The sequence below is a fragment of the Roseateles sp. Mitsp63 genome (assembly GCF_059491535.1).
The window spans coordinates 3,120,039-3,141,421 of record NZ_CP168509.1 but is presented as its reverse complement, the minus strand read 5'-3'; the positions used below and the strand labels follow the sequence as shown (position 1 = coordinate 3,141,421).

At 71.8% G+C, this 21,383-nt stretch carries 20 protein-coding genes; 11 read left to right on the top strand and 9 right to left on the bottom strand.

The annotated features are described in order from the left end of the window. Positions 1–46 precede the first annotated feature (46 nt). The 5 genes from ACEN96_RS13945 to tolA all read left to right on the top strand — a co-directional run bounded on the left by ACEN96_RS13945 (position 47) and on the right by tolA (position 3,911). On the top strand, positions 47–1,243 hold the full coding sequence (locus ACEN96_RS13945) for a pyridoxal phosphate-dependent aminotransferase (RefSeq protein WP_495583692.1): 1,197 nt from the start codon (positions 47–49) through the stop codon (positions 1,241–1,243). A 12-nt stretch (positions 1,244–1,255) separates the two neighbouring features. Then, complete coding sequence (gene ybgC, locus ACEN96_RS13940) at positions 1,256–1,687, top strand: tol-pal system-associated acyl-CoA thioesterase (RefSeq protein ID WP_495583691.1); 432 nt, start codon at positions 1,256–1,258, stop codon at positions 1,685–1,687. A 101-nt stretch (positions 1,688–1,788) separates the two neighbouring features. Continuing rightward, positions 1,789–2,481, top strand: a complete 693-nt coding sequence (gene tolQ / locus ACEN96_RS13935) for a protein TolQ (RefSeq protein WP_343641657.1) — start codon at positions 1,789–1,791, stop codon at positions 2,479–2,481. 28 nt (positions 2,482–2,509) lie between these two features. After that, a complete protein-coding gene (gene tolR / locus ACEN96_RS13930) occupies positions 2,510–2,950 on the top strand; it encodes a protein TolR (RefSeq protein WP_495583690.1) in 441 nt (146 codons plus the stop codon). A 22-nt stretch (positions 2,951–2,972) separates the two neighbouring features. Then, on the top strand, positions 2,973–3,911 hold the full coding sequence (gene tolA, locus ACEN96_RS13925; protein ID WP_495583689.1) for a cell envelope integrity protein TolA: 939 nt from the start codon (positions 2,973–2,975) through the stop codon (positions 3,909–3,911). 34 nt (positions 3,912–3,945) lie between these two features. On the opposite strand, the gene ACEN96_RS13920 is transcribed toward tolA, so the two are convergent. The 4 genes from ACEN96_RS13920 to ACEN96_RS13905 all read right to left on the bottom strand — a co-directional run bounded on the left by ACEN96_RS13920 (position 3,946) and on the right by ACEN96_RS13905 (position 6,845). Continuing rightward, positions 3,946–4,752, bottom strand: a complete 807-nt coding sequence (locus tag ACEN96_RS13920; protein WP_495583688.1) for a hypothetical protein — start codon at positions 4,750–4,752, stop codon at positions 3,946–3,948. Next, on the bottom strand, positions 4,739–5,707 hold the full coding sequence (locus ACEN96_RS13915; RefSeq protein WP_495583687.1) for an MbnB/TglH/ChrH family RiPP precursor modification enzyme: 969 nt from the start codon (positions 5,705–5,707) through the stop codon (positions 4,739–4,741). The genes ACEN96_RS13920 and ACEN96_RS13915 overlap by 14 nt, the downstream gene beginning before the upstream one ends. Continuing rightward, a complete protein-coding gene (locus ACEN96_RS13910) occupies positions 5,704–5,994 on the bottom strand; it encodes a BufA1 family periplasmic bufferin-type metallophore (RefSeq protein ID WP_495583686.1) in 291 nt (96 codons plus the stop codon). Before ACEN96_RS13910 ends, ACEN96_RS13915 begins: the two co-directional genes overlap by 4 nt. 188 nt (positions 5,995–6,182) lie before the next feature. Continuing rightward, entirely contained in the window at positions 6,183–6,845 is a 663-nt protein-coding gene (locus ACEN96_RS13905; protein WP_495583685.1) for a LysE family translocator, read from the bottom strand. 131 nt (positions 6,846–6,976) lie between these two features. Here ACEN96_RS13905 and ACEN96_RS13900 point away from each other — a divergent pair, with 131 nt between their 5' ends. Continuing rightward, positions 6,977–7,939, top strand: a complete 963-nt coding sequence (locus ACEN96_RS13900; protein WP_495583684.1) for a helix-turn-helix transcriptional regulator — start codon at positions 6,977–6,979, stop codon at positions 7,937–7,939. A gap of 9 nt (positions 7,940–7,948) precedes the next feature. Here ACEN96_RS13900 and pcp read toward each other — a convergent pair whose 3' ends face one another. Next, positions 7,949–8,587, bottom strand: coding sequence for a pyroglutamyl-peptidase I (gene pcp / locus ACEN96_RS13895; protein ID WP_495583683.1), 639 nt, complete (start codon positions 8,585–8,587; stop codon positions 7,949–7,951). 212 nt (positions 8,588–8,799) lie between these two features. Here pcp and ACEN96_RS13890 point away from each other — a divergent pair, with 212 nt between their 5' ends. Then, on the top strand, positions 8,800–11,331 hold the full coding sequence (locus ACEN96_RS13890) for a GspE/PulE family protein (RefSeq protein ID WP_495583682.1): 2,532 nt from the start codon (positions 8,800–8,802) through the stop codon (positions 11,329–11,331). Here the strand turns inward: ACEN96_RS13890 and ACEN96_RS13885 are convergent. Both ACEN96_RS13885 and ACEN96_RS13880 read right to left on the bottom strand, forming a co-directional pair. Next, on the bottom strand, positions 11,309–12,631 hold the full coding sequence (locus ACEN96_RS13885) for a 3-deoxy-D-manno-octulosonic acid transferase (RefSeq protein ID WP_495583681.1): 1,323 nt from the start codon (positions 12,629–12,631) through the stop codon (positions 11,309–11,311). The genes ACEN96_RS13890 and ACEN96_RS13885 overlap by 23 nt on opposite strands. A 34-nt stretch (positions 12,632–12,665) precedes the next feature. Then, positions 12,666–14,054, bottom strand: coding sequence for a phosphomannomutase/phosphoglucomutase (locus ACEN96_RS13880; RefSeq protein ID WP_495583680.1), 1,389 nt, complete (start codon positions 14,052–14,054; stop codon positions 12,666–12,668). 205 nt (positions 14,055–14,259) lie between these two features. On the opposite strand from ACEN96_RS13880, the gene ACEN96_RS13875 reads away from it, so the two are divergent. From ACEN96_RS13875 to ACEN96_RS13865, 3 genes are read left to right on the top strand one after another with little or no spacing between them, the layout of a single operon-like run. Continuing rightward, the gene (locus ACEN96_RS13875) at positions 14,260–15,789 is read left to right on the top strand and encodes a DNA-3-methyladenine glycosylase 2 family protein (RefSeq protein ID WP_495583679.1); all 1,530 of its coding nucleotides are present in this window, start codon (positions 14,260–14,262) and stop codon (positions 15,787–15,789) included. Then, a complete protein-coding gene (locus ACEN96_RS13870; protein ID WP_495583678.1) occupies positions 15,786–16,358 on the top strand; it encodes a methylated-DNA--[protein]-cysteine S-methyltransferase in 573 nt (190 codons plus the stop codon). The genes ACEN96_RS13875 and ACEN96_RS13870 overlap by 4 nt, the downstream gene beginning before the upstream one ends. Continuing rightward, positions 16,355–17,245, top strand: a complete 891-nt coding sequence (locus ACEN96_RS13865) for a DMT family transporter (protein ID WP_495583677.1) — start codon at positions 16,355–16,357, stop codon at positions 17,243–17,245. The genes ACEN96_RS13870 and ACEN96_RS13865 overlap by 4 nt, the downstream gene beginning before the upstream one ends. On the opposite strand, the gene ACEN96_RS13860 is transcribed toward ACEN96_RS13865, so the two are convergent. Beyond that, positions 17,208–17,798 (bottom strand): TetR/AcrR family transcriptional regulator, encoded by a 591-nt coding sequence (locus ACEN96_RS13860; protein WP_495583676.1) that lies wholly within the window; start codon positions 17,796–17,798, stop codon positions 17,208–17,210. The genes ACEN96_RS13865 and ACEN96_RS13860 overlap by 38 nt on opposite strands. Positions 17,799–17,944: 146 nt before the next feature. Between ACEN96_RS13860 and ACEN96_RS13855 the strand changes: the two genes are divergently transcribed. Then, positions 17,945–19,231 (top strand): MFS transporter, encoded by a 1,287-nt coding sequence (locus ACEN96_RS13855; protein WP_495583675.1) that lies wholly within the window; start codon positions 17,945–17,947, stop codon positions 19,229–19,231. Positions 19,232–19,237: 6 nt separating this feature from the next. Here the strand turns inward: ACEN96_RS13855 and ligA are convergent, their stop codons facing one another. Continuing rightward, the gene (ligA, locus tag ACEN96_RS13850) at positions 19,238–21,316 is read right to left on the bottom strand and encodes an NAD-dependent DNA ligase LigA (protein WP_495583674.1); all 2,079 of its coding nucleotides are present in this window, start codon (positions 21,314–21,316) and stop codon (positions 19,238–19,240) included. Between the last annotated feature and the right edge of the window lie 67 nt (positions 21,317–21,383).

Below are 21,383 nucleotides of genomic sequence, written 5' to 3'. Positions count from 1 at the left end.
GGCGCGGACGCCCTAAGATGGGCGCCGCTACTGACTCCTCCAAGCCATGAGACTTGCCAGCCGCATCGGGAACATCGAACCGTTCTACGTCATGGAATGCGCCAAGCGGGCCGACGAGATCGCCCGCTCGGCGGTCTGCGATCCGGCCCAGGGCGGCCGGCACATGATCTACCTGAACATCGGCGAGCCCGACTTCGGCGCCAGCGCCGCCGTGCGCGAGGCCGCCACCCGCTTCACCGCCGCCGGCCGCATCCCCTACACGCATGCCAACGGCCTGCGCGCGCTGCGCCAGCGGGTCTCGGACTGGTACCGCAACACCCAGCGGCTGGACATCGATCCGGAGCGCATCGTCATCACCGCCGGCGCCTCCGCCGCGCTGCAGCTGGCCTGCCTAGCGCTGTTCCAGGCCGGCGACGAGGTGCTGATGCCCGATCCCAGCTACCCCTGCAACCGCCACTTCGTCGCCGCCGTGGACGCCACGCCGGTGCTGATCCCGTCGACCGCGGCCGAGCGCTTCCAGCTCAGCCTGGAGCGGCTGCGCGAGCGCTGGACCGGCCGCAGCCGCGGCGTGCTGCTCGCCTCGCCCAGCAACCCGACCGGCACCTCGATCGCGCCGGATGAGCTCGCCCGCATCCACGCCTTCGTGCGCGAGCGCGGCGGCGTCACCATCGTCGACGAGATCTACCAGCCGCTCAGCTACGACGACCGCTACGCGCGCAGCGCGCTGGCGCTGGGCAGCGACGTGGTGTCGATCAACAGCTTCTCGAAGTACTTCGGCATGACCGGCTGGCGGCTCGGCTGGCTGGTGCTGCCCGAGGCGCTGATCAAGCCGGTCGAGAAGCTGGCGCAGAACCTGTACATCTGCCCGTCGACGATCGCGCAGCAGGCCGCGCTGGCCTGCTTCGAGCCCGAGTCGCTGACCGAGTACGAACGCCGCCGCGAGGAGCTGCGCCGCCGCCGCGACCTGGTCGTGCCCGCGCTCGAGGCGATGGGCCTGCCCGTGCCGGTCGTGCCCGACGGCGCGTTCTACGCCTGGGCCGACGCCTCCGGCACCGGCCTGGGCAGCTGGGACCTGTGCATGGACCTGATGCAGCACGCGCAGGTCGCGCTCACGCCGGGCCGCGACTTCGGCCCCGCCTTCGGCGAGCGCTTCCTGCGCCTGTCCTTCGCCAGCGGCATGGACGACCTGCGCGACGCGCTCGCGCGCGTCCAGGCCCGCCTCGAGCAACTCAAGCACCGCTGAAAGCCGCGCCGCATGACCGTCCCCGCCTACCAGCATGAGCTGCGCGTGTACTGGGAAGACACCGACGCCGGTGGCGTCGTCTTCTATGCCAACTACCTGAAGTTCATGGAGCGCGCCCGCACCGAATGGCTGCGCGCGCTCGGCTTCGAGCAGGAAACCATGCGCCGCGACGAGGGCCTGATGTTCGTCGTCAGCGACACCGCGCTGCGCTACCTGGCGCCGGCGCGGCTGGACGACTGGCTGCGCGTCAGCGTCGAGCCCGTCGAGACCGGCCGCGCCAGCCTGACGATCGACCAGCAGGTCTTCCGCGGCGAGCAGCTGCTGACGCAGGGCCGCATCCGCATCGGCTGCGTGGACGCGCTCAGCCTGAAGCCCGCGCGCATCCCGGCGCGCATCCTGCAGGCGCTGCAACCGGCCGCCGCGCTCCCGCTCCCGCGGGGCTGACACGCTTCTTTGCATGTTGGCTGGCCCGCCGTTTGCCGACGAGGGCGCCAGTCTTGTCACAATTCGGCCTTCGCGCCCCTTGACGACCGCCCCTTGACCTCATGAACCAAGACCTCTCCATCATTTCCCTGATCGCCCATGCCAGCCTCACGGTGCAGTTGGTGATCGCCGCGCTGCTGCTGGTGTCGCTGGCGAGCTGGAGCGTGATCTTCAGCAAGTTCATCGCGCTGGGCCGGGTCAAGGCGCGCAACGAGGGCTTCGAGCAGGAGTTCTGGTCCGGCAAGAACCTCAACGACCTCTACAACAACGTCTCCAACCGCCAGGACGGCGCCCCGCTGGAGCGCATCTTCGCCTCCGGCATGCGCGAGTTCCTGAAGCTGCGCGAGAAGCGCGTGGTCGACTCCGGCGCGCTGCTGGACGGCGCCCGCCGCGCGATGCGCGCCAGCTTCCAGCGCGAGCTCGACGCGATGGAATCGCACCTGTCCTTCCTGGCGTCGGTGGGCTCGGTGTCGCCGTACGTGGGCCTGTTCGGGACGATCTGGGGGATCATGCATGCCTTCGTCGGCCTGTCCAACCTGACCCAGGTGACGCTGGCCACCGTGGCGCCCGGCATCGCCGAGGCGCTGGTCGCCACCGCGATCGGCCTGTTCGCCGCGATCCCGGCCGTGCTGGCCTACAACCGCTTCGCGCGCCAGATCGACCGCAACGCCATCACGCTGGAGAGCTTCATCGAGGAGTTCTCCAACATCCTGCAGCGCAACGCCGGCCAGCCCGCCCCCGCCGCGCAGCGCTGAGCGCGCCGCGATCCACCGGAGCCCCGACATGCCCGCGATGTCCTCCCGCGGCGGCTCGCGCCGCCGCACGATGAACGAGATCAACATGGTCCCCTTCATCGACGTCATGCTGGTGCTGCTGATCATCTTCATGGTCAGCGCGCCCCTCATCACCACCGGCGTCGTCGACCTGCCCAGCGTCGGCACCGCCAAGGCCCAGCCGCAGCACGTGATCCAGGTGATCGTGGGCACCGACGAGCAGCTCAAGATCAAGCTCGACGGCGACCAGGACCCCTCCCCGGTGCCGCTGAAGGCGCTGGCCGCCCGCGTCAAGGACGCGCAGAAGGGCGACGCGGCGACGCCGGTCGTCATCTCCGCCGACCGCAACGTCAAGTACGAGGCGGTCGTCAAGACGATGGACGCGCTGCAGCGCGCGGGCATCCAGCGCGTCGGGCTGTCCGTGAAGAACGGCGCCCCGGCCGATCGCTGAGCGCCGGGAGCGACCCCCTTCGATGAGCAACGCCGCGAATCCCGCCATGGGCCTGGCCTCCCGCTTCCATCCCGACCGCGACCCGCTGCGGCCGCCGCCCGCGCCCGGACTGGGCCGCGGCTTCAGCCTGGCGGTCGTCGCGCACGTGCTGCTGGTGGTGGCGCTGAGCTTCGGCGTGAGCTGGCGCTCGACGCCGGTGCCGGCGCTGGAGGCGGAGCTCTGGTCCGCCGTGCCCCAGGCCGCCGCGCCCAAGGAGCAGCTCCCCACCCAGCCGCAGCCCGAGCCCCCCAAGCCGCAGCCCGAGCCGCCGCGCCCCCAGCAGCCGACGCCGCAGGAGGTCCAGGCCCAGCGCGACGCCGACATCGCGATCGCCAAGGCCAAGGAGCGAAAGCAGAAGGAAGAGCAGGAGCAGCGCGAGGCCGACGACAAGCGCAAGCAGGAACAGCTGCGCAAGAAGGAGGAAGCGGACCAGAAGGAACGCGACCGCAAGGCCAAGGAGGAGTTGGCGAAGAGGGACGAGGCCAAGGAGAAGGCCGACAAGGCCGACAAGGCAAAAGCCGAGAAGGCCCGCAAGGAGTCCGAGGCGCGCGCCGAGGCGCAGCGCCAGGAGAACCTGCGGCGCATCCAGGGCATGGCCGGGGCCAGCGGCGGTCCGACCTCGACGGGTTCGGCGCTCAAGAGCTCGGGGCCGTCGGCCAACTACGCGGGCCGGATCAAGGCGCGCGTGCGGCCCAACATCATCTACAGCGATCCGGGCGGCCCGTCGAATCCGGAAGCCGAGGTCGAGGTGCGCGCCGCGCCGGACGGCACGATCATCGCGCGCCGGGTCGTCAAGTCCAGCGGCCTGCCCGACTTCGACAACGCCGTGCTGCGGGCGCTGGACAAGACCGAGAAGTTCCCGCCCGACACCGACGGCCGCGTGCCGCAGGTGATGATCATCACCTTCCGCCCCAGGGAGTGAGGCCGCCGGCGCCGGTCTGGACGGTCTAGACGGTCTAGACGGTCTCGACCCGCGCCAACCAGCCGCGCGCCACGGCCGCCGGCAGCCAGGCGCTGAAGTCGAACGCCAGGCCGGCGTCCAGCAGCGCGCGTTCCAGGTCCGCGCCCTCGCGCAGGGCCTCGCACCAGCGCAGCACCGATCCGTCCAGCGCGGCCCACTGGCCGCGCCAGCCGTCGCGCCAGACGATCACGGCCTCGCGCGGCCCGGCGCCGAAGCATTCCGGCGGCAGCGCCAGCAGCTCGCGCATCGCGGCCGTGTCGCCGCGGTGCAGGTCGACGTGGTCCGCCAGCACCAGCCGCACCGCCCGGGCCGGCAGGCGGCCCAGCAGCGCCAGCGAGCCCAGGTCCTGCACCGGATCGGCGACCCGCTCCGCGCGATGCAGCGCCCACTCGAGGCGCGCCAGCGCGGTCCAGGCCGGCGGCAGGCCATCGGCTTCGGCCTCGGCGAGCAGGCCGGTCAAGGCCTGGCCCCATTCGCCGAGGTCGCCCTCCACCGGCGCGTGACGCCGCCAGCAGGACCAGGCGATGGCCGCGAAGCTGCCGGGATGGCGGCCCTCCATGCGCTCGCGCAGCCGCGGAAAGATCGAGGTCAACGCGCGTTCCGACAGCGCGCGCGCATGGCCGCGGTAAGCCCGCAGCGCCTGGGGCAGCGCGCCCCTGATGCCAGGCAGCGCCTTCAGCCCCTTGGGCGCCAGTTGCGCGGGCTCCAGGCCGGGCGGCGCGAGCACCGCGTCCACCAGCCCCGCCTGCAGCGCCGCGAGCTCCTGGCGCTCGTCCTCCCCGCCGGATTCAAGGCGCCGCATGACCGAGCTCCTGCGTCAATGGCTTGCTCATGCGCCGGCGCGACGGCGATCGCGGCGCCGGCCGGGCCGGCGGCGGCGCGATCAGCTCCCGCTCGAAGGCGCCCTGCTCCCGCCGCGCGCGCGCGGCTTCCCCAGCCAGCGTGGACAGGACCGGCGGCTCCGCGTCCCACTCGATCAGCGTGGGGCGCGCGCCGATGCGCCCGAGCGCGTGACGGTAGATCGACCAGGTCGCCTCGGCGACGCGCCCGCCGTGATGGTCGAGGACCATGCCGTCCACCCGCGCATGACCCGCCAGGTGGTATTGCCCGACCGCGCCGGCGTCGATGCCGTCCAGCCACGCGGTGCAGTCGCAGACCGCCGCGTCCTCGTCCAGGCCGCGGTTGAGCGCGTTCACGTGCAGGTTGTTGAGATCGAGCAGCAGACCGCAGCCGGTCGCCGCGGCCAGGCGGTTGAAGAACTCGGGCTCCCGGATCGTGTCCTCCTCCCACGCGACGTAGGCGCTGAGGTTCTCGATCAGGATCTGGCGGCCCAGCGTCTGCTGCGCCGTGTCCACCTGCGCGACCAGCAGCGCCAGGCCGCGCTCGCTGAACGGCACGGGCAGCAGCTCATGCGCGTGCATCGGGCCCTGGTCGCGCCGCACGCGGCTGAAGCCGGCATGCTCGGACACCAGGCCGGGGCGGACCTCGTCGACCAGCGCGCGGACCTGCTTCAGATGCCCGAGGTCGATGCCGGCGGCGGATCCCAGGCTCATCCCCACGCCATGCAGGCTCAGCGGGAACTTGAGCGCCGCGTCCCGCAGCAGTTGCCGCGTGGCGCCGCCGGGCGCCAGGAAGTTCTCGGTGTGGACCTCCAGGAAATCGATCCCCGGGGCGCCGGTGGCCATCACCTCCCGGTAATGGGGCTCGCGCCAGCCGACACCGACCGCCACCGGCCACAGCGAGGCGGCGGCCCTCATCGAGGCGCCTTGCCGGCCTTGGCGGCCCTGGCCTCCTCGGCGGTCTTGCCGCCCGCCGCATGACAGCCGCCCTGCGGCAGGTACTTCCATTCCTCGGGGTCGTTGTCGAAGCGCGCCTGGCCGGCGCAGCCATGCAGTCCTGACAGATCGGCACAGTCGTTCTGACCTGCCTTGGCGATGCCGTAGCACTTCTCCTTGGCCTTGCCGTCGGCGGCATGGGCGGTGACGGCGGTGCTGGCCGACAGGGCGGCCGTCAGCGCGGCCAGGACGATGGGACGAGTGGACATGAGCAACTCCGATGTGCGGGGCCTCGCCCGCGAGGGGGAAAAGGAGGCGTCCGACGGCGGGTCCTCCGACCGTGTCCGCCAAGCGCCGGCCCCTCAGTTGGGTCACCCGCCTCACTCGCGCGCCGGGAGCCGCCCTGTCATTGACATCGGTCAAGGCGTGCGCGGCGCGACTGAGAACCGGCAGGCGCTCAGGTCAGCGGCGAGGCCGACTGCACCCAGGCCTGCCACGCGGTGTAGAGCGCGGTTGCCCACAGCAGCAGCCCGACCAGGCGCAGCAGCAGCCGCTGCCGGCGCAGGGCCGCGGCATCCGCGCCCTGGAGCCGGCGCCGTCCGCCGGCCGCCAGCCACGCCAGCCCGCCGTAGACGCCGATCTGCGTGCCCGCGGTGACCAGGCCGATCAGGCCGAGCTGAAGCGCCAGGCCGCCGCGTTCCGGATGGACGAACTGCGGCAGCACCGCGAGGCTGAAGAGATAGGCCTTCGGATTGAGCAGGTTGGTCAGCATCGCCCCGAAGAAGGCGGAGCGCGCTCGCGGGCCGCCGACGGGGCGCGCCTGCGGTGCGGCGGTTGGCTGGATGCGCATCAGCCCCCATCCGAGCCAGGCCAGGTAGGCCGCGCCGGCCACGAGCATGGCGGTGAACGCGCCGGGCAGGGCCTTGAGCAGCAGCGCCAGCCCCATCGCCCCCATCGTGAGATGACAGAACGCGCCCGCGACGATGCCCGCGAGCGCGGCCAGCCCGGCGCGCAGCCCGCCGGTCAGGCTGTGGCCGACGACGAAGGCCATGTCCATGCCGGGGATCAGCACGATGCCCAGCACCAGGGCGAAGTACAGCGTCAGATCGGCGGGATTCATTCGGGGCTCTCCTGGTTCGGCGCGGCCGTGGCGCCTTGGCTGCGCCTGAAGCGCGGAATGGCCCGCAGCGTAGGACCGATATAGGACGGAACCGGACCTATATCGAACGCAGCGGCCGTAGACTCGCCCGCATGCCGCTCCCTGCCTCCCGGATCCTGGCCTTGCTCGAACTGCTGCAGTCGCGCGGACAGCTCGATGGCGCCGCGATCGCCGCCGAACTGCAGGTCGAGCGCCGCACCGTGCGGCGCTACATCGTGGCGCTGGAGGCGCTGGGCATCCCGGTCGACCGCGAGCGCGGCCGCTTCGGCGGCTACCGTCTGGCGACCGGCTTCCGGCTGCCGCCGCTGATGTTCAGCGAGGACGAGGCGCTGGCCCTGGGCCTGGGGCTGCTCGCGGCGCGGCAGCTGGGCCTGGCCGACACCGCGCCGGCGGTCGCCAGCGCGCAGGCCAAGCTCGAGCGCGTCCTGCCCGCGGCGCTCAAGCAGCGCCAGCGCGGCATCGCCGAGCGCGTCGCCCTCGACCTGCAGCCGGCCGTGCCCGCGCACCCGGCGGCGCTCTCGACGCTGGGCGCGGCGGCCTTGGCGCAGCAGCGCGTGGCGCTGCGCTACCGCGACATGCAGGGCCGGCTCAGCGACCGGCCGTTCGATCCGTACGGACTGGGCTACCGCGGCGGGCGCTGGTATGCGGTGGGCCACTGCGGCTTGCGGCGCGCGCTGCGCTCGTTCCGGCTGGACCGGATCGAGGCGGTCGATCCGCTGCCGCAGAGCTTCGGACGCCCGGAGGGCTTCGACGTGCTCGCGCACCTGAACGCCTCACTCGTCGAGATGCCGCGCGCCCATGCGGTGCGGGCGCTGGTGCGGGCGCCGCTGGAGGCGCTGACCCGCCAGCCGCTGGCCGCGATCAGCAGCCTGGAGCAGCGCGAGGACGGCGTGCTGCTGCGCTGCCAGGCCGATGAACTGCCCTGGATGGCGCTGTCATTCGCCGCCCTGCCCTTTCCGTTCCGCATCCTCGAGCCGGACGCGCTGGCGCGGGAGATCGCCGCGCATGCCAGGCAACTCCTGGCCCTCGCCGGTCAAGCGCCGGCGCCCGCCTGAACCGGCCGCTCAGTCGAGCTGGCCGCCGCCGATCCGGGCTTCCTCCGCGGTCACGGCCAGTTCGACGGCCACGCGCGTCGCGGCGACCAGCGTCGGCAGCGGCAGGCTCGGCGCGCCGGGATGGCGGGCCGCCTGCTCCGGCAGGTAGGGGATGTGCATGAAGCCGCTGCGCACGCCGCGTCCATCCAGCAGGTGCTGCAGGCCATAGAACAGGTGATTGCAGACGAAGGTGCCCGCCGTCTGCGACACCGAGGCCGGATACCCCGCCTCCCGCAGGCCCGCCACGATCGCCTTGATCGGCAGCGTCGAGAAATAGGCGGCCGGTCCGTCCGGCACGACCGGCTCGTCGATGGGCTGGGCGCCGGCGTTGTCCGGGATGCGCGCATCGTCGACGTTGATCGCCACGCGCTCGAGCGACAGGTCGCAGCGTCCGCCCGCCTGCCCGATCGCCAGCACCACGGCCGGCTTCACGCGGGCCAGCGCCTCGTCCAGCCGCGACAGGGCCTGGCCGAACACGCAGGGCAGTTGCACCGCCACCACCCGCAGGCCGGCGATCACCTCGCCGTTGAGCGCCCGCGCCAGTTCCCAGGACGGATTGACGGATTCCCCGCCAAACGGCTCGAAGCCGGTGAGCAGCACGTTCTTCATGGCGGCGAGTCTACGGCGCCGGGCACGCGGCCAGGTCTTGCCCCCCCGGCGCCGGGCCGGTTCATGCGTCCCGGGCGGTCCGGGCAGCGCCGGCCGCCCGGGCGTTTGAGGCGGGCACGCCACCTGCTTATCCGGCTAGTGAGCCCCTCTCAAACGGGTTACCCTCCCGCCTTGAAACGTCCAGAGACAGACTTCCCCGCGGAGACCGCCAGATGACCGACCCGTCCGTGCCGCTGCAATGGCCCAATGCCCAGCCGGGACCCGCCCCGGCTGAAGCGGCACCGCCGTTCGAATGGCCCACGCCGCCGTTCGCCGCCTATCCCCGCCCCCGCCCGCAACGCGAGCCGCAGGCCTGCGAGATCCTCGGCCTGAACGGCAGCCGCACGGTCGGCAAGGTGATCCTGATGGTGCCGTCGGAGCGCCTGGCGCAGGTGGTGGTGCCGCCGGCGCGCAACGCGATGCCGCTGAAGTTCTCGCAGTTCAAGGCGCTCAAGCTGCTGCACGCCGTCGAGGTCCCGCCGCGCGACCCCGCCACGGCGAGCGATCCGCTGTCGCTGGACCAGCGTCCGCGCAGCGAGTTCAAGCTGGTCTACCAGGGCGGCGAGGAGCAGAAGGGCACGACCATCGGCCACCACGAGACCGACCTGGGCCTGTTCCTGTTCCCGCCGGTCAGCGACACCAGCGACTGGGTGCGCTGCATGTTCGTGCCGCGCGAGGTGCTGGTGAGTTTCGAGGTCGGCGAGCGCATCGGCGACCTGCTGGTGCGCCAGCAGGTGGCGACGCAGGCGCAGGTCGACGACGCCGCCGACGAGCAGCGCGAGCTGCGCGACCGCCGCGTCGGCGACATCCTGGTGGCGCAGCACATCGTGTCGGCCGAGCAGCTGATGATCGCCATCGAGCAGCAGGCCAAGATGCCGATGGTGCGCATCGGCGAGGCGCTGCTGGCGCTGGAGCTGGTCACGCAGGCGCAGCTGGACGAGGCGCTGGCGCAGCAGAAGCAGGACCGCTCGGTGCCGCTGGGCGAGCTGCTGGTGCGCAAGGGCATCGTGACGCGGGCGCAGCTGCAGTCCGCGCTGGCCCGCAAGATGGGCTATCCGCTGGTCGACGCCGACAACTTCGCGATCGAGCCGGACGCGGTGCGCAAGCTGCCGTTCTCGGTGGCCAAGCGGCTGGAGGTGCTGCCGCTGGTGCTGCGCGACGGCCGCCTGATCGTCGCGATGGAGGATCCGACGCGGCGCGACTGCATCGACGAGGTCGAGTTCATCACCCAGCTCAAGGTCGTGCCGGCGCTGTCCCGGCTGGGCTCGCTGGCCTTCGCGATCCCGACCTCGTACGAGCGCTTCGGCGGGCAGCCGGTCTCGGCCACGGGCCTGCCGGCGCTGACGATGGATTTCGAGCTCGACAGCTCCGACAAGCTGATCGAGACGCTGGAGCGCGAGGGCCAGGAGCAGGTCGCGCGCGAGGCGGCGCGCGAGGAGGAGAAGGACCGCCAGATCGAGCAGAGCGACAACTCGCTGGTCCGGCTGATCAACACGATGATCATCGACGCGCACAACCAGAACGTGTCGGACATCCACATCGAGACCTATCCGGGCAAGGAGAAGGTCAAGATCCGCTTCCGCAAGGACGGCGTGCTGCAGCCCCACCTGGAGCTGCCGCACACCTACCGCAGCGCGATGATCGCGCGCATCAAGATCATGTGCGACCTCGACATCTCCGAGCGCCGCAAGCCGCAGGACGGCAAGATCAATTTCGCCAAGTTCTCGGAGCGCCACAAGATCGAGCTGCGCGTCGCCACGATCCCCACGAACAACGGCCTGGAGGACGTGGTGATGCGGATCCTGGCCTCGGCCAAGCCGATCCCGATGGAGAAGCTGGGGTTCTCGGAGCGCAACCTGCGCGAGCTGAAGGCGGCGTCGGAGCGGCCCTACGGCATGGTGCTGTGCGTGGGGCCGACGGGCTCGGGCAAGACGACGACGCTGCACTCGGTGCTGGCCAACATCAACACGCCGGAGCGCAAGATCTGGACGGCCGAGGATCCGGTGGAAATCACGCAGGCGGGGCTGCGGCAGGTGCAGGTCAATCCGAAGATCGACTGGACCTTCGCGAAGGCGCTGCGCGCCTTCCTGCGGGCGGACCCGGACGTGATCATGGTGGGCGAGATCCGCGACGAGGAGACCGCGGAGATCGCGGTCGAGGCCTCGCTCACCGGCCACCTGGTGCTGTCGACGCTGCACACCAACAGCGCGCCGGAGACGGTGACGCGGCTGCTCGACATGGGCATGGACCCGTTCAACTTCGCCGATTCGCTGCTGGCGGTGCTGGCGCAGCGGCTGGTGCGGCGGATCTGCTCGTCATGCCGGACCGCCGAGCCCATGCCGGATACGGTGCTCAACGAGCTGCTCGACGACTACCTGCATGTGTTCTCGGCCGAGAACCGGCCGTCGCGCGAGTCGGTGCTGGCCGAATGGAAAGGCGCCTTCGGCCAGCCCAACCTGCTGCACTACCACTCGCCGGGCTGCGACAAGTGCGATCACACCGGCTTCAAGGGGCGCGCGGGGCTGCATGAGCTGCTCACCGTCTCGCGGCCGATCCGGCGGCTGATCCAGACCGGCGGCCGGGCCGAGGAGCTGATGCACCTGGCGATGTCCGAAGGGATGCGCACGCTGCGGCAGGACGGCATCGCCAAGGTGCTGCAGGGCGTCACCACCCTCGGGGAAGTCAGGTCGACGAGTAACCAGTGAGCGCCAGGATGGGCGCGGCCATGCGCTGTGCCGCGCCGCGATGCGCGGCGGCGAAGGCCGTCGCGGCGGCCGCCATCGCTTCGCGCTCATCGGGCTTCGTGAGCAGCGCCAGCGCTTCGTTCAGCGCCTGCGGCAGCGTCTCCACGCGGCGCGACGCGCCCGCCTGCAACGAAAGCTCCGCCGCCTCGGCGAAATTGAAGGTGTGCGGACCCATGAACAGCGGCACGCCGCAGGCGGCCGTCTCGATCAGGTTCTGCCCGCCGAGCTTCTCGAAGCTGCCGCCCAGCAGCGCGACATCGGCCAGGCCGTAGTACAGCGCCATCTCGCGCATCGAGTCGCCCAGCCACGCGTCCGTCACGCCCGCGCTCAAGGGCGGCGTCGCGATCGCGCTGGCGCCGAAGGCGCTGCGGCGCGCCAGCGTCAAACCCGCGCCGGTGACCAGCGCCGCGATCTCGTCGAAGCGCTGCGGGTGCCTCGGCACGATCAGCAGCAGCGGCGAACCGGCCTGCGCCCTCGCCGCCTTCGCGTCCTTCCACGCGGCCAGCATCGCGGCCTCCTCGCCCTCGCGCGAGACCGCCAGCATCACCACCGGCCGGTTCAGCCCGGCGCGCCAGGCGCGGCCGCGCGCCAGCAGCGCCTCATCGGGCTGGAGGTCGAACTTGAGGTTGCCGCAGACCCGCACATCGGGCACGCCGGCCTGGCGCAGCCGATCGGCGTCGGCCGCCGTCTGCGCCAGCGCCAGGCGCAGCGCGCGCGCCGCCGGCGCGAGCAGCGCCTTGAAGCGCTCGCCGCGGCGCAGGCTGCGCGCGGACAGCCTCGCGTTGGCCAGCACCATCGGCACGCCGGCCTTCAGCGCCTGATGCTGCACGTTGGGCCAGATCTCGGTTTCCATCAGCACGCCGACCGCCGGCCGCGTGCGCTTGAGGAAACGCCGCACCGCGCCCGGCGTGTCGAAGGGCAGCCAGCGCTGCGTGTCGCCGTCGCGCAGCAGCGCGCGGCCGGCCTCGCGGCCCGTCGCGGTCGTGTGCGTGAGCAGCAGCCGCATGCCGGGCCGGTCGTGGCGCAGGCGCTCGATGAGCGCCGCCGCCGCCCGCGTCTCGCCCAGCGAGACCGCATGCACCCAGATCGAGCCCGGCTCGATCGCCGCGCCGAAGCCGAAGCGCTCCGCCGGATGCGCCTGGTACAGCGGCTCCTGGCGTCCGCGCAGGAACAGCCGCAGCAGGTAGGCCGGCGTCGCCAGCCTCAGCACGGTGCTGAAGACGCCGCGCGCCAGGCGCTCCTTGAACGAGTCGGCGCTCAACGGAGCGGACGGATCGAACGGATGGGCACGACGCTCAATGGCCCGACGTGAAGGTGATGTCCGGCTTCACGCGCGCCAGCTGGGCCAGCACTTCCTTCTGGATGCGCTCGAGCGCCTCCTGCGTGTGGCCCTCGAAGCGCAGCACCAGCACCGGCGTCGTGTTGGACGCGCGCACCAGGCCGAAGCCGTCGTCGTACTCCACGCGGATGCCGTCGATCGTGATGATGTCCTTGGCGTTCGGGAACTCGGCGATCTCCTTGAGCTTGGCCACGACCTCGTGGTGCTCGCCTTCCTTGCAGGGGACGTTCAGCTCGGGCGTATTGACGCTGTTGGGCAGGTCGTTCAGCACCTGGCTGGGGTCGTCGCTGCGCGACAGGATCTCCAGCATGCGCGCCGCCGTGTACATGGCGTCGTCGAAGCCGTACCAGCGCTCGGCGAAGAAGATGTGGCCCGAGAGCTCGCCCGCCAGCGGCGCGCCGGTCTCCTTCAGCTTGGCCTTGGCCAGCGAGTGACCCGTCATCCACATCAGCGGCTTGCCGCCATGCTCGCGGATCCACGGGGCCAGGCGTTGCGTGCACTTGACGTCGAAGATGATCTCCGAGCCCGGCAGCCGCGTCAGGATGTCGGCCGCGATCAGCATGATCTGGCGGTCCGGCATGATCATCGTGCCGTCCTTGGTGACGATGCCCAGGCGGTCGCCGTCGCCGTCGAAGGCCAGGCCCAGCTCGGCGCCGGTCGCGTGGACGATGCGCTTGAGGTCCTCGAGGTTCTCGGGACGCGAGGGATCCGGATGGTGGTTGGGGAAGTCGCCATCGACCTTGGAGAAGATGTCCACCACCTCGCAGCCCAGCGCGCGCAGGATGGCCGGCGCGGTCGCGCCGGGGATGCCGTTGCCGCTGTCGACCACGATCTTCATCGGACGGGCCAGCTTGGCGTCGTTGACGATGCGGTGGGTGTACTCCGCGGTGATGTCCATCTTCGCGACGCGGCCCTTGCCGGTGGCGTAGTCCTCGGCCTCGATGCGGCGCTTCAGGCCCTGGATCTGCTCGCCGTAGACGGCGGCGCCCTTCAGGACCATCTTGAAGCCGTTGTAGTCCTTGGGGTTGTGGCTGCCGGTGACCTGGATGCCGGAGTTGCAGCCATGCTTGCCGCGCGTGGCGGCGACGTAATACAGCATCGGCGTCGTGACGGCGCCGATGTCCACCACGTCCAGGCCGGTCGACTTCAGGCCGCGGATCAGCGCATCCACCAGCGCCGGGCCCGACAGGCGCCCATCGCGGCCCACGGCCACGGCCTTCTCGCCGGCCGCGACCGCCTCGGTGCCGAAGGCCTTGCCCAGGTGCTCGGCCAGGGCCTCGTCCAGCGTCGTACCGACCACGCCCCGGATGTCGTAGGCCTTGAAGATGGATGCGTGAACTTGCATGTGCGTCCTTGCAGGAATTGGTGATGGTTCAAAACTGGGGCGCATTGTAGGCAGGCCCTTTGAAGCCGCCGTGTAACCCGGTGCACGCAGGCAAACGGCGGGCCAGGGGCGGGCCGGGAGCCGGCCGGGAGCCGGCCGGAAAGCGCGCAGGGACATGTCCGAAAACGGCCAGATCCGGCGCGGACCGGCTCCTATCATCCAGCCCATGGACTTCCTCCTCGACCCCGACCACTGCTACCCCGCCCTGCTGGCGAGGGATGCGCGCTTCGATGGGCAATGGTTCGTCGGCGTGACCTCGACCGGCGTGTACTGCCGCCCGATCTGCCGGGTGCGCACGCCGCGGCGCGAGAACTGCCGCTTCTTCCCCAGCGCGACGCTGGCCGAGGCCGCGCGCTTCCGCCCCTGCCTGAAGTGCCGGCCCGAGCTGGCGCCCGCGTCGCGGCCCTGGAGCACGATGGACGCCGCCGAGGTGTTGGCGCGCGAGGCCGCCCGCTGGCTCGATGACTGCGCGCCGGAGGACGCCTCGCTGCCCGCGCTGGCGGCGCACCTGGGTGTCAGCGAGCGCCACGTGCGCCGCGTCTTCACCGCCGTGCACGGCGTGGCGCCGCTGCAGTACCTGCAGACACGCCGCCTGCTGCTCGCCAAGCAGTTGCTGACCGACACGCGGCTGCCGGTGGCCGAGGTGGCGCTGGCCGCCGGCTTCTCCAGCCTGCGCCGCTTCAACGCCGCCTTCCAGGAGCATTACCGCCTGAGCCCGACCGCGCTGCGCAAGGGCGGCGCCGAGGCCGAATCCGCCGATCCGGCGCCGGAAACGGCCGAGCTGCGCCTGGACCTGCGCCCCCCGCTGCTCGGCACGGCGCTGCTGAGCTTCCTCGCCGCCCGCGCGGTGCCGGGCGTGGAGCAGGTCGATGTGGCGCGGATGAGCCTGTCGCGCAGCGTCCGGCTGGTCCGCCCGGGCCAGCCCGACCTGCTGGGTTGGCTGTCGCTGCGGCTGAGCCCGGACGGCGCCGAGCGCCCACAGGCGCGGCTGTCGCTGAGCCCGTCGCTGTGGCCCGCGATCGCGCCGCTGATGCCGCGCCTGCGCCGCTGGCTGGACCTGGACGCCGATCCGCAGGCCATCGCCGCGGCGCTCGGCGAGACCCTGGGGCCCGCCGCCCAGGGCCTGCGGCTGCCCGGCTCGCTGGACCGCTTCGAGCTGGCGATCCGGGCGGTGCTCGGCCAGCAGGTGACCGTCGCGGCGGCCCGCACGCTGGCCACGCGCCTGATCGCGAAGTTCGGCGAACCCTTGCCCGAAGGCTGCGGCGCCCCGCCCGGGGTCACGCATGTGTTCCCGGCGCCCGCGGCGCTGGCCGCCGCGACGGTCGACGACGTCGCGCCGCTGGGCATGCCCGCCCGCCGCGCCGAGGCGTTGATCCACCTCGCGCGCCAATGGCCGGCGCTGGCCTTCGCGCAAGGCCGCGGCAGCGTCGAGGCCGCCATCGCCGAACTGGCCGCCCTGCCCGGCCTCGGCCCCTGGACCGCGCACTACATGCTGATGCGTGGCTGGAGCTGGCCCGATGCCTGGCTGCCGGGCGACGTCGTCCTCAGGCAATGCCTGGAGCAGCGCGCCGGCGGCCCGCTGCGCCCGCGCGAACTGATCGCCGCCGCCGAGCATTTCGCTCCTTACCGCAGCTACGCCGTGTTGCAACTTTGGCGCGAAGCCGCGCTCAAACCCCGCAAAGGAACCACGCCATGAAGACCGCTCATTCCGCGCGCCACACCGCCTGGACGGACACCGACACGCCGCTGGGCCGCCTGCTCCTCGCCCGCAACGCCGGCGGCCTGTCGGGCCTGTGGTTCGAGGATCAGAAATACCACCCCGGCGCGCTGGACGCGCCCCGCGCCGATGACGACCCGCTGCTGAGCGCCACCGTCACGGCCCTGCGGGCCTACTTCGCGGGCCGCCCGGGCGGGGCCCTGCCGCCGATGTCGCCGGCCGGCACCGCGTTCCAGCAGGCCGTGTGGCAGGCGCTGCTGGCCATCCCCGCCGGCAAGACCGTGACCTATGGCGAACTGGCCGCGCGGGTGGGCCGTCCGGAGGCGGTCCGCGCCGTCGCCGCGGCCGTGGGCCGCAACCCGGTCTCGGTGCTGATCCCGTGCCACCGCGTGCTCGGCGCCGACGGCAGCCTGACCGGTTACGCCGGCGGCCTGCACCGCAAGGAGGCCCTACTGACAATCGAGGGCGGTTTGCCCGCTACGCTTCGCGCCTCCCCGTCCAAGAACCCGGCCCAGCGCCGGAACAACAAGCCAAGGGTGCCCGCGTGAAACGAAGCGATCTGATCGAACTCCTCGTCCTGGCCGCCATCTGGGGCGCGTCCTTCCTGTTCATGCGGCTGGCGGCGCCGGAGTTCGGCGCCGTCGCCACCGCCGCGGTGCGCGTGGCCGGCGCGTCGCTGTTCCTGATCCCGCTGCTGGGCCTGCGCGAGGGCCTTGGCGACCTGCGCACCCACTGGAAGGGCCTGCTGCTGGTGGGCCTGCTGAACAGCGCCTTCCCGTTCGCGCTGTTCAGCTTCGCCGCGCTGTCGATCAACGCCGGCCTGTCGAGCATCCTCAACGCGACGACGCCGATGTGGGGCGCGCTGGTGGCCTGGGCCTGGTTCGGGCAGCGCCTGGACGGCTCGCGGCTGGTGGGCCTGGCGCTGGGCTTCACCGGCGTGGTGCTGCTGGCCTGGGACAAGGCGTCCTTCAGGGCCGGCGGCAGCGGCTTCGCGATCGTGGCCTGCCTGATCGCGGCGCTGAGCTACGGCGTCGCCGCCAACGCCACCAAGCGCTACCTGACCGGCGCCAGCCCGCTGGCCGTGGCCACCGGCAGCCAGTTCGCCGCCGCGCTGCTGCTGGCGCTGCCCGCCTGGACGCTGCGCCCGGCCGCGATGCCCAGCGGCCATGCCTGGGGCGCCGTCGCGCTGCTGGCGCTGCTGTGCACCGGCGTCGCCTACATCCTGTTCTTCCGCCTGATGAAGCGCGTCGGTCCGACCAACACCATCTCGGTGACCTTCCTGATCCCGGTCTTCGGCCTGCTGTGGGGCTGGATCTTCCTGGGCGAGACGCTGAGCACCGGCATGGCGCTGGGCTGCCTGGTGGTGCTGCTGGGCACCGCGCTGGCGGTGGGCGTGCTCAGGCTGCCTTCGTCGACGTCTCGAGCGACGTCCTGAGGATCTGGTCCGAGAGCGCCGGCGCCGCGTCCGCGCAGGCGCGGGCCAGCACCAGTCCGCCCACCATGGTGGACAGCAGCCGGATCGCGCGCGCCTCGTCGTCCGCGGAAGGCGCGTCCACCACCGTGCCGTCGGGCCGGTGGGCCGCGATTTCGCGCACATAGGCGGCGATGCCCTCGCCCATCGCCTGCGCGAGCAGTCCGCCCTCGCGCGCCGCGTCCACCGCGAGCGAGGTCATCGGGCAGCCGGCGCCGGGCGCGTCGCGGTGCGCCGCGCTGAAATAGCGCTTGAGCAGCGTCGTCAGGTCGCCGCCGTGGCGCTCGAACTGCGCCGAGAGCTTGGCCATCGCGTTCTCGAAGGCGAGCTCGCAGGCCTCGGCCGCGAGTTCCTCCTTCGAGGCGAAGCGGCCATAGAAGCCGCCGTGCGTGAAGCCGGCCTCGCGCGAGATCTCCGACAGCCCGACACCGGCCACGCCGCGCTCGCGATACAGCCGGGATGCCGCGTCCACCAGCGCCTGGCGGTTGGCGGCGGATTGCTCTTTGGTGACTTTCATGGTGGGCGGGATTGTAGGAAACGAGCGCCGGCACCGTGCCGTGAAGGCATCGTTTTGAACAAGGTCATCATCAAACCAGCGCCGGGGCGCGGAAATCCCGATACGATGCCGCGCGTCATCAAAACAACGACGACGAGGAATCGAGGATGCCTGCCATCGCCCTGTCCCGCCGCCTGGCCCCGCGCGGCCTGCATTTCAGCTGGGTGATCGCCGGGCTGACCTTCCTGACGATGCTGTTCATGTCGGCGGCGCTGGGCCTGCCCGGCGCGATGCTGCAGCCGCTGGCCAAGGAATTCGGCTGGTCGACGAGCCAGATCTCGTCGGCGCTGGCGCTGCGTTTCGCGCTGTTCGGCTTGATGGGGCCGTTCGCCGCCGTGCTGATGGAGCGCTTCGGCGTGCGGGCGGTGGTCGCGGTGGCGCTGTCGCTGGTGGGCGGCGGGATGCTGCTGGCGGGGCTGGTGACGCAGCTGTGGCAGCTGGTGCTGCTGTGGGGCGTGATGCTGGGCATCGGCAGCGGGATGACGGCGCTGGTGCTGGGCGCGATCGTGTCCAACCGCTGGTTCGCGGTGCGCCGCGGGCTGGTGATGGGGATCCTCACGGCGAGCGCCGCGACGGGGCAGTTGATCTGCCTGCCGATCGCCGCATGGATGATCGAGCGCTGGGGCTGGCGCTCGCCGCTGCTGCCGCTGGCGGTGCTGTGCCTGGCGGTGATGGCGCTGGTGCTGCTGTTCATGCGCGACCGGCCATCCGACGTGGGACTGGCGCCGTACGGCGCGAAGCCCGGCGCGGGGCCCGGCGCGGCACCCGCGGCGGCGCCCGCGGCGCCGGTGACCTGGCGCACGCCGTTCACCGCGCTGCGCGAGGCGGCGGTCCAGCCCACGTTCTGGCTGCTGTTCGGCACCTTCTTCATCTGCGGACTGTCGACCAACGGGCTGGTCCAGACCCACTTCATCTCGCTGTGCGGGGACTATGGGCTGGCGGCGGTGCCGGCGGCGTCGGTGCTGGCGATGATGGGGATGTTCGATTTCATCGGCACGATCGCATCGGGCTGGCTCAGCGACCGGTATGACGCCCGCAAGCTGCTGTGCTGGTACTACGCGCTGCGCGGCCTGTCGCTGATGTGGCTGCCGAACGCGGAATTCACGCTGTATGGGCTGTCGCTGTTCGCGGTGTTCTATGGGCTGGACTGGATCGCGACCGTGCCGCCGACCGTGCGGCTGAGCGCGGAGCGGTTCGGCGCGGCACGGGTGGGGATGGTGTTCGGGTGGGTGTTCGCCGGGCATCAGATCGGCGCGGCGGTCGCGGCCTATGGCGCCGGGCTCAGCCGCAGCCTGCTGCTGAGCTATGCGCCCGCGCTTTACGTGGCGGGCGCGGCATGCCTGCTGGCAGCGGGCATGGCGATGATGATCAAGCGCAGGACTGCAGCGGGCTGATCGCCCTCATTCCTCCCCGGCGAGCAGCGCCTGCAGCCCGGCCTCGTCGAGGATCGCCACGCCGAGCTCGCGCGCCTTCTCCAGCTTGGAGCCCGCCTCCTCGCCCGCGATCACGTAGCTGGTCTTCTTCGACACCGAGCCGCTCACCTTCCCGCCCGCGGCCTCGATCAGCTCCTTGGCCTCGTCGCGCGACAGCGTCGGCAGCGTCCCCGTCAGCACCAGCGTCTTGCCCGCCAGCGGCTGCGGCCCGGCCGGCGCGGCCGCCGCGCCTTCGCTCTCCGGGAAGCTCACCCCCGCCGCGATCAGTTGCTCGACCACCTCCCGGTTGTGCGCCTCCGCGAAGAAGGCGGCGATGCTCCTGGCCACCACCGGCCCGACATCCTTGACCTCGAGCAACTGCGCCTCGTCCGCCCCCATCAGCGCAGTGATGTTGCCGAAGTGCCGGGCCAGGTCCTTCGCCGTGGTCTCCCCCACCTGACGGATTCCCAGCGCGAAGAGGAAGCGCGCCAGCGTCGTGTGCTTGCTCTTCTCGAGCGCGTCGACCAGGTTCAGCGCGCTGCGGTCGCCCATGCGCTCCAGCGCCGTGAGCTTGGCCACGCCGAGCTTGTACAGCCCCGGCAGGCTGGTGACGATGCCGCCGTCGACGAGCTGGTCGACCAGCTTGTCGCCCAGGCCCTCGATGTCCATCGCGCGGCGGCCGGCGAAGTGCAGCAGCGCCTGCTTGCGCTGCGCCGGGCAGAAGATGCCGCCGCTGCAGCGGTGGTCGATGCCGCCCTTCTCCCGCATCACATCGCTGCCGCAGACCGGGCAGTGCCGCGGCATGCGGAAATTGGGCACATAGCTCGCGCGCCTGGCGTCGACCTTGCCCACCACCTCCGGAATCACGTCGCCCGCGCGCCGGATGATCACCTGGTCCCCCACCCGGATGCCCTTGCGGCGCATCTCGAAGAGGTTGTGCAGCGTCGCGTTGCTGACCGTCGTGCCGCCGACGAAGACCGGCTCCAGCTTGGCCACCGGCGTGAGCTTGCCGGTGCGGCCGACCTGGATCTCGATGCGATCCAGCCGCGTGATCTGTTCCTGCGCCGGGTACTTGTGGGCCACCGCCCAGCGCGGCTCGCGCGACACGAAGCCCAGCCGCCGCTGCAGCTCGCGGCTGTTGACCTTGTAGACCACGCCATCGATGTCGAACGGCAGCGCGTCGCGCTTCTCGCCGATCTCGCGATGGAACGCCACCAGCCCCTGGGCCCCGCGCACGACGGCGCGGTCGGCGTTGACCGGCAGGCCATAGGTCTTCAAGGCGTCGAGCATGCCGCTGTGGGTCGCCGGGATGTCCCAGCCCCGCGTCTGGCCGATGCCGTAGGCGAAGAAGCTCAGCGGCCGCTGCCGCACCAGCTCCGGATCGAGCTGGCGGATCGCGCCCGCCGCCGTGTTGCGCGGGTTCACGAAGGTCTTCTCGTTGTTGGCGCGCTGCCGCTCGTTGAGCTTCTCGAAGTCGTCGCGGCGCATGTAGGCCTCGCCGCGCACCTCCAGCACCTCGGCCTTGGCGCCGTCGCCACGCAGCCGCAGCGGGATCTGCCGGATCGTGCGCACGTTCTGCGTCACGTCCTCGCCGGTCTCGCCGTTGCCGCGCGTCGCGGCCTGCACCAGCACGCCGCGCTCATAGCGCAGGCTGATCGCCAGGCCGTCGAACTTCAGCTCGGCCGCGTACTCGACGGGCGCGGCGTCCGGCTCCAGGTCCAGCTCGCGGCGCACGCGGGCATCGAAGTTCTCGGCGCCGCTGGCCTCGGTGTCCGTCTCGGTGCGGATCGACAACATCGGCACCACGTGCTTCACCGGCTCGAAACCCTCCAGCACCTGCCCGCCCACGCGCTGCGTCGGCGAGTCCGGTGTCAGCAGCCGCGGGTGCGCGGCCTCGATCGCCTGCAGCTCCTGGAACAGCTGGTCATAGGCCGCATCCGGCAACGCGGGCTCGTCCAGCACGTAGTAGAGGTGGGCGTGGTGATGCAGCTGGTCGCGGAGCTCGGCGGCGCGCGCGGCGGCCTGTGGGTCGGAGAGCGAGGTCACGTCGAACGGTTTGGGAGTCATGCGCCCATTGTGGCGCACCCCCACTGAGCGACCGCTGGTCACGGCCGGCATCCCCGATCCCTGGCGC

What these genes read in the sequence shown, in the direction of transcription:
- ACEN96_RS13945 (WP_495583692.1), top strand. Translation starts at nt 47, where the DNA reads ATGAGACTTGCCAGCCGCATCGGGAACATCGAACCGTTCTACGTCATG.
- ybgC (WP_495583691.1), top strand. Translation starts at nt 1,256, where the DNA reads ATGACCGTCCCCGCCTACCAGCATGAGCTGCGCGTGTACTGGGAAGAC.
- tolQ (WP_343641657.1), top strand. Translation starts at nt 1,789, where the DNA reads ATGAACCAAGACCTCTCCATCATTTCCCTGATCGCCCATGCCAGCCTC.
- tolR (WP_495583690.1), top strand. Translation starts at nt 2,510, where the DNA reads ATGCCCGCGATGTCCTCCCGCGGCGGCTCGCGCCGCCGCACGATGAAC.
- tolA (WP_495583689.1), top strand. Translation starts at nt 2,973, where the DNA reads ATGAGCAACGCCGCGAATCCCGCCATGGGCCTGGCCTCCCGCTTCCAT.
- ACEN96_RS13920 (WP_495583688.1), bottom strand. Translation starts at nt 4,752, where the DNA reads ATGCGGCGCCTTGAATCCGGCGGGGAGGACGAGCGCCAGGAGCTCGCG.
- ACEN96_RS13915 (WP_495583687.1), bottom strand. Translation starts at nt 5,707, where the DNA reads ATGAGGGCCGCCGCCTCGCTGTGGCCGGTGGCGGTCGGTGTCGGCTGG.
- ACEN96_RS13910 (WP_495583686.1), bottom strand. Translation starts at nt 5,994, where the DNA reads ATGTCCACTCGTCCCATCGTCCTGGCCGCGCTGACGGCCGCCCTGTCG.
- ACEN96_RS13905 (WP_495583685.1), bottom strand. Translation starts at nt 6,845, where the DNA reads ATGAATCCCGCCGATCTGACGCTGTACTTCGCCCTGGTGCTGGGCATC.
- ACEN96_RS13900 (WP_495583684.1), top strand. Translation starts at nt 6,977, where the DNA reads ATGCCGCTCCCTGCCTCCCGGATCCTGGCCTTGCTCGAACTGCTGCAG.
- pcp (WP_495583683.1), bottom strand. Translation starts at nt 8,587, where the DNA reads ATGAAGAACGTGCTGCTCACCGGCTTCGAGCCGTTTGGCGGGGAATCC.
- ACEN96_RS13890 (WP_495583682.1), top strand. Translation starts at nt 8,800, where the DNA reads ATGACCGACCCGTCCGTGCCGCTGCAATGGCCCAATGCCCAGCCGGGA.
- ACEN96_RS13880 (WP_495583680.1), bottom strand. Translation starts at nt 14,054, where the DNA reads ATGCAAGTTCACGCATCCATCTTCAAGGCCTACGACATCCGGGGCGTG.
- ACEN96_RS13875 (WP_495583679.1), top strand. Translation starts at nt 14,260, where the DNA reads ATGGACTTCCTCCTCGACCCCGACCACTGCTACCCCGCCCTGCTGGCG.
- ACEN96_RS13870 (WP_495583678.1), top strand. Translation starts at nt 15,786, where the DNA reads ATGAAGACCGCTCATTCCGCGCGCCACACCGCCTGGACGGACACCGAC.
- ACEN96_RS13860 (WP_495583676.1), bottom strand. Translation starts at nt 17,798, where the DNA reads ATGAAAGTCACCAAAGAGCAATCCGCCGCCAACCGCCAGGCGCTGGTG.
- ACEN96_RS13855 (WP_495583675.1), top strand. Translation starts at nt 17,945, where the DNA reads ATGCCTGCCATCGCCCTGTCCCGCCGCCTGGCCCCGCGCGGCCTGCAT.
- ligA (WP_495583674.1), bottom strand. Translation starts at nt 21,316, where the DNA reads ATGACTCCCAAACCGTTCGACGTGACCTCGCTCTCCGACCCACAGGCC.